General features: G+C 70.6%; 6 protein-coding genes and 1 pseudogene. 2 read left to right on the plus strand and 5 right to left on the minus strand.

Going from position 1 to position 6049, the window contains the following annotated elements; translation table 11 throughout:
* The 3 genes from ACFXMF_RS46285 to ACFXMF_RS46295 form a co-directional block, all read right to left on the minus strand.
* Positions 1–1691, minus strand: a 1691-nt coding sequence (locus ACFXMF_RS46285; protein WP_380021259.1) for a tetratricopeptide repeat protein, incomplete at its 3' end; no start/stop codon positions are given.
* 81 nt (positions 1692–1772) lie between these two features.
* A complete protein-coding gene (locus ACFXMF_RS46290; protein WP_379989597.1) occupies positions 1773–2150 on the minus strand; it encodes a hypothetical protein in 378 nt (125 codons plus the stop codon).
* Positions 2151–2440: 290 nt separating this feature from the next.
* Positions 2441–2764 (minus strand): hypothetical protein, encoded by a 324-nt coding sequence (locus ACFXMF_RS46295; protein WP_379989598.1) that lies wholly within the window; start codon positions 2762–2764, stop codon positions 2441–2443.
* Between the two features lie 308 nt (positions 2765–3072).
* Between ACFXMF_RS46295 and ACFXMF_RS46300 the strand changes: the two are divergent.
* A pseudogene (locus ACFXMF_RS46300) lies at positions 3073–3918 on the plus strand (S8 family serine peptidase).
* A gap of 405 nt (positions 3919–4323) precedes the next feature.
* Here ACFXMF_RS46300 and ACFXMF_RS46305 read toward each other — a convergent pair.
* Together ACFXMF_RS46305 and ACFXMF_RS46310 are read right to left on the minus strand one after the other, a co-directional pair.
* Positions 4324–4677, minus strand: coding sequence for a hypothetical protein (locus ACFXMF_RS46305; protein ID WP_379989599.1), 354 nt, complete (start codon positions 4675–4677; stop codon positions 4324–4326).
* A 337-nt stretch (positions 4678–5014) separates the two neighbouring features.
* Positions 5015–5257, minus strand: coding sequence for a hypothetical protein (locus tag ACFXMF_RS46310; RefSeq protein WP_379989600.1), 243 nt, complete (start codon positions 5255–5257; stop codon positions 5015–5017).
* A 505-nt stretch (positions 5258–5762) separates the two neighbouring features.
* Here ACFXMF_RS46310 and ACFXMF_RS46315 point away from each other — a divergent pair.
* On the plus strand, positions 5763–6049 hold a 287-nt coding region (locus ACFXMF_RS46315; RefSeq protein ID WP_380021261.1), incomplete at its 3' end, for a PDZ domain-containing protein.

Here is a 6049-nt window from a genome sequence, read left to right on the forward strand (position 1 = left end):
GTGGCCTCGTGGAGGTGGCGGGCGTGTTCGTGGGCGGTGATCGCCTCCTCGAACCGCCGCACCTCCCGCAGCGCGAGCCCGAGACCGTTCCAGGCGCGGGCTTGGCCGGTCAGGTCGTCGGTTGCTGCGAAGAGGTCGCGGGCGCGTTCGAGGGCGGTGATCGCCTCCTCGAACCGCCGCACCTCCCGCAGCGCGAACCCGCGCAAAGTCAGTGCCCGTGCAGCGTCGTGGGGACGGCCCAGGGCTTCGGCAGCCTGGAGTGCAAGTTGGAGATCGCGCAGGTTGGGAGCGAAGTCGCGGATGTGGTCGAGGTAGGGATCGAGTCCGAATGCCAACGTGATGACGGTGTCGTGGTCGCTTCGGTTGGCCGCGTGTTCCAGGCTCGCTTGGAGGCCGTCGCGCTCGGCGATGAACCATTGCCGAGCCGCGCTCGCCTTCGCGGCCTCAGGTGTGCCCAGGGCCGGGGAATCGCCGGCTGCGACGCCGACCTCCCCGACTCGGGTGCAGTAGTACGCAATGAGTCTGGGCACTGCCCGTTCTCGGTCGGGGTCGGGTATCGAGTGTGCGTGCAGGCGGACCAGGTCATGCATGCGGCGCTGGCCGGTGCCGGCGGGTTCGACGAGGTGGGCGCGTTCGAGTTCGGCCAGCGCACGCATCGCGGTGACGCGATCGAGGCCGCTCAGGGCCGCGGCGGCGTCGACGGTGAACGTGACACCGGGGCTCTCGGCGGCCAGACGGAACACGCTCGCCGCGTTCGCGTCGGCGGCGAGGAGGTGGGCGTAGGACAGGTCGAGGGCGGCGCGGACGGCGCGTTCGCCGTCGTCCAGGCCGTCCAGGCGCCGGGCGCCGTCGGCCAGGTCCGCGGCTAGGGCGGCCGGGGCGAGGTGGGGTGAGGTGGCGAGTCGGCCCGCGACGATCCGCAACGCCAGCGGCAGCCCCGCACACATCCCGACCAGCGCCCGGGCCGCGCGCGCGTTCCGGCGCAGGCGGGTATCTCGCGGATGCTTGGCCTGGAGGGCCGTGGCGAGGAGGTCGAAGGCGGCGCGGTCGGGCAGGACGCGCAGTTCGATGGTGGGGGCGTCGAGTCCAATCAGGGTGTGACGCGAGGTCACCAACACCGGATGAATGCCGGCGCCGGGCAAGACCGGCAGGATCTGGTCACTGGAGGAAGCGTCGTCCAGGACGATCAGAACCCGGTGCCCGGCGTCGGCCAGACCGGCCAACACGGTCCGCACCACCGCCAGACGCGCCTGGGCACCGGCGGGGACTATCTCACCGGGGACGCCGAGGATCCCGAGGATCTCCACGGCCACGCTGTCCGGGTCCAGGCGGTCACGGCGGTCGTAGCCGCGCAGGCCGAGGAACATCGCACCGCCGGTGAACCAGCCTGCGGCCACCAGGTCGTGGGCGACCCGCAACACCAGCGCCGACTTGCCCACCCCGGCCATCCCCGCCACCACCGACACCGCATAACCACCGCCCTTGCCGCCGGGAACGAACGGCGCCAAGAGCGCGGCGACGTCGGCGAGTTCCCTTTCGCGCCCTGTGAACACCGCCGACACGGGCGGCAACCCACGCAACGCGTCCGGAACGTCCCGTGGCAGGCGCACCGTGATGTGTTGACCCTGCACCAGCATCGAGACCGTGCCGCCGGAGAACACGTTCGTCGTATCCCCCGCCGTGTGGACCACGGTCCTCGCGGACCGGGACCACCACCGCCACCATGCCACGCCTCCACCCCCCTTGAGTCGCCGTACGTGCCGGGCGTTCGATCACGGCCCGGGCGGGGCCGGCGGTGCCTGGCCCGGAGGAACGGGAGGTGTCGGATTCGGCGGCGGCGTCGCAGGACTGCGGTCGACGGTCAGGTTGCCCGCCTGATACACATCCCGTGCCGTGCCGCCGGAGAACACGTTGCGCACGGAACCCACCGCCGCCCCCAGCCCGGTCGGCCCCGGCGACGGCGGCGAACGCCGGGCCAGAACGATCCCGTACACCGACAACCCCAGACCCACCAGGCCGACGAACACCCCGATCACACTCGCGAGTTTGTCCGCGTCCTCCAACCCGGCCACCGCGAAGAACACACCCAGCCCAACCGCACCCAACCCGGCGACCACCAACGCAGCCACACCCACATCACGACCCGTCATGGCCCCAGCATGACCCTCCGACCGGACCGATGTGAGCAAACCGGACGGTCGCCGGAGATAAGGGAATGCACGCACCAGCGGGCTGCACGAAGGTGTCGACTGCCAAACGTGCGTCGGCAAGAGGCGATGTGTCCCGGGGGACTGTGCCGCAGAGAGTTGGTTGGTGGATCGATGAGCGCCGTCGGTCTCACGGTCCGCGAATCCTGGCGGCGCCTTTCAGGTGACGCCCGCTGGAGCTTGTCCGTCTCCGTCGGGAGGTTGTCCACCCCCAACCGGATCTCCGCCTTGATTCAGGTTCGCTCGGCCAGATAGTTGTTCCAGTCGCGGCCGGCGCGTCGGGTCCAGTTCAGGGCGCTGGTGAGGCTGATGCCCAAAAGTGAGCCCAGAACCGCCGGGGGAAGGTCGGCGGCGAGGGTGATCAGGGCGGAGTTGCGCGCGGGGATGATCGGGAGCCCGTGACGTCGGAGCTTGTTCGTGAGGTGGTGGGCGGTGACGGGCCGGTCGGCGAGTTGGCCCGGGAAGAGCCAGGGTGTGCCGGGGCAGTTGCTGCCGCGTGCGATGGCGGAGACGGTGGTGGCGCGTTCGGCGCGGCCGTCGATGCGATGTATGGGCACGAGCGCGAAGCGCCCCGGTATCAAGCCGCGTGCCGAAGGTTGGTCGTGCCCTCAGGCGCCCTTTCTCGATCGCGGACCGATATCAACTCGTCACCGCGAGTTCGTTGCCGGCAGGATCCCCGTATCGATGGGCTCAGGGGGGACCACACATGCCACACGGATCCACGACGTCGCTCTTCGTCCGCGCGGGATCGCGCGGACGAGGCATATGGCCGGCGACGATCGCCGTACTGCTGCTCCTGGGCATCGCACCGACCCCGGCGGTCGGCGCAGGCCGGGACGGTCAGTGGTACATCGACGCGTACGGCATGCCGGAGGCGTGGACCATCTCCACGGGCTCGGGCATCACCGTCGCGGTGGTCGACTCCGGTATCGACGCCACCCATTGGGACCTGCGGGGTCAGGTCCTGCCGGGCGTCGACGTGGTGACCGGCATCGAGAGCGGGACGATCGCCGCCGGGGCCGAGGACGTCGCCGGCCACGGCACCGCCGTCGCCGGCGTCATCGCGGGCACCGGGAAGGGCGACGGCCGATCTCCCGGAGTGGTGGGCGTCGCGCCCGGGGCAAAGATCCTCCCGATCAAGACCCACAAGCAGAGGGAGGACTATCTCACCAACGGCGCGAGCGTTCCGACGGGCATACGGTACGCGGCCGATTCGGACGCGCGGATCATCAACATCTCGCTCGGCGGACTCCAGACGCCGTAGATGTACGACGCCGTGCGGTATGCGAGGGGCAAGGGCAAGCTGGTCGTGGCGTCGTCCGGCAACTCCGGGCGGGCGCAGTTCCTGGACGCGGGCTACCCGGCCGGCTACAGCGGTGTCGTCGCGGTGGGCGGGGTCACCCAGAGCGGGAACGGCGATGCCTCCAACATCGTCAAGGTGTGGGACGTGGCCAGCCGCGGTCCCCAGGTCGTTCTCGCCGCTCCCGCCGAGAACATCCCCGTCGCCTGCCTGCGGACGATGAACGCGTCCCGCTACTGCGTGCAGAGCGGGACCTCGTTCTCCGGCCCGATCGTCGCGGGTACCGCCGCGCTGGTGTGGTCGGTGCATCCGGACTGGACCGCCAACCAGGTGATCCGGCGGCTGACGAACTCGGCCATCCCCATGGACGACACCCCCGTTCCTCCGACGAGATCGGATACGGCATCGTGAGCCCGCGCCGGGCACTGAAGTCGTCGGCCGACCCGGGACCGGCCGACGTCAACCCGCTTGTCGGCGTCCGTGGCGCCAAAACCGCACCGAAGGAATCACCGCAACAGTCGACCGCCCGGCCCTCGGTGACACCCCCGGCCGCGTCCGCTCCGCAAACCCCTCCGCCTCCGGCGGCCCGACCGCTCCCCGACGAAGCGGCGGACGACGTCCCGATGAGCGTCATCGTGCCCGCGGGCACGGCGGCCGCGATCCCGTTGGGCGTGGTCGTTCTCTACGTCGCCCGTTCACGCCGGGGCCGGGCTCGCCGAGCCGGTTGATCCGGTCGGCCGCTCGACCGTTCGGGGCGCTCGGGAGGAGGACCGCGATCGGCCGATCGACACCGAAGTCGTGAGCACCCGCCGAACCCTATGAGACCCGGTCATCCCCAAGCGGTGTGTTGGCGAGCCAGGCCCCTGCTCCCAGGGGTGCCCAGCCCAGTCGCTCACACTGCCTCAACACGCGGTCGTAGGCCTGGTCGCCGGTCACCGGCCACGCCTCGAACCCATTCTCGCCCAGGTCCCCGGCCCGCATGAATGCGTTGCGGAGCAGGTGCTCGAACACCATGGCGGCGGTGCCCTGGAACCCGGCGACAGCACCCGGGGCGTCTCGCGCCCCGGCGATCACCGTGTCGATGGGAACCCAGTCGTCCAAGCCCTCGAGAAGCACTTCCCTGGCGATTCGTTCGACGACGGCCGTCGATTCCCGCTGCGATGTCGACACCTGATCATGGTGCCATCCACGCGAACGGCACGAGATGCGGACCGCAGCCAATGGCGGTGCGGCAGCAGGGTGTGGCCGGCGTGTCCGGGTTTCGGCGAGCGTCCGAGGCGTTGGCGGCTTCCGTCCGATCCTGTGCCCGCGCCGAGAGGCACACGACGGATCGGGGCGAAGGTCGTGGTGACGAGTCTGCCGTGCAGTCCGCAACGGGTGGAGGCGTTCGCGGAACCGTCATGCTTTTGAGGCGAGTTGCACGCCTGTCCGATCCGTCGCGGGACGCGCACTTCGAGCGGGCGGCGCGCCCCGGCCGGGTCCGAATCGCACCGGCCGGCGCCTGCCTTCAGGTGGACGTCGGAGCCGGTGCCCAGGGGTCGTCCATGCGTGGTTCGGGGGCGTCGGGGTGGAGCAGCCCGCGCAGGCAGAGTCCGAGTGCCTCGTCGCCGTTGTGGTCGATCCCGCGCATCCACGGCAGCGGCGCCATCAGTCGGGCGGTGGCGTCGGTCGCGCACTCGTCCACCGCGGCGAGGAGTTCGTCCGGGGCGGGTGCGTCGGTCAGGCACAGCCATCCCAAGGCGGCGCTCACGCGCACCTCGGGTGTCGCGCCGGGGTCGGACCACAGCTCCGATCCAGATCGCGTTCGAGGCGTCGGCGTTCAGCTTGCCCCAGGTCTCGAACGCCAACGTGAAGCCCGGCAGGACCTGGCCCCCTTCGAGCGCCAGGTCGCCGGAGTACCGGAAGAACTGCCGGTGGCCGGGCGGATCCCCTTCGCGCCACGCTCCGGTGACCGGCATGGGATCGAGCGAGGTGGATGCGGAGACCGCACGCGCGGTTGACGGAAGGTCAATAGCCACCGAATAGCTCCTCACGCTCGGTAAGTAAGCAGGTGAGGATCGTAGCCTGGGGGGGCGGAGTCAGACAGAGGGCATCGCGCGACCGCGCGGAAACCGGGTTCGCCGTGACCAGGCTGCTGGACGTCGAATCGACCCCACCCCTCGAGTCCGCACCGGTGCGTGCACGCGGATCATCGCGCACCCCAGCGCGCCCGGTGACCGCACCGACCCGGGTCACCGACCGGCCCCACGGGGTCGGTGTGGTCGGTCGGTAGCAGCGGCCGGACCGCCGGGCTCCGACCCGGTGACGTCCTCACTGCCATCAATGGCCGGCCCACCCCGAACATCAGCGCCTATTGCCGGGCCCTCAACAACCGCCGCGCCGGCGCCACCTTCCCCTTCACCATCCAACGCGCAGGCCGGACCCTCACCCTTCAGGTCACCCTCTACAGGACACATCTCCCGCCCGAGAGTCGTGGGTGGGGGGGGGGGGAACCAAACACGCAGGGGGCCACGAACAACACAACCCCAAGGAGCGGGAGTGG

It is taken from the genome of Embleya sp. NPDC059213 (assembly GCF_042754445.1).
Lineage (GTDB): Bacteria > Actinomycetota > Actinomycetes > Streptomycetales > Streptomycetaceae > Embleya.

Bases quoted from the DNA above. Each gene is read 5' to 3' on its own strand.
- ACFXMF_RS46290 (WP_379989597.1), bottom strand. From the start codon at position 2,150: ATGACGGGTCGTGATGTGGGTGTGGCTGCGTTGGTGGTCGCCGGGTTG.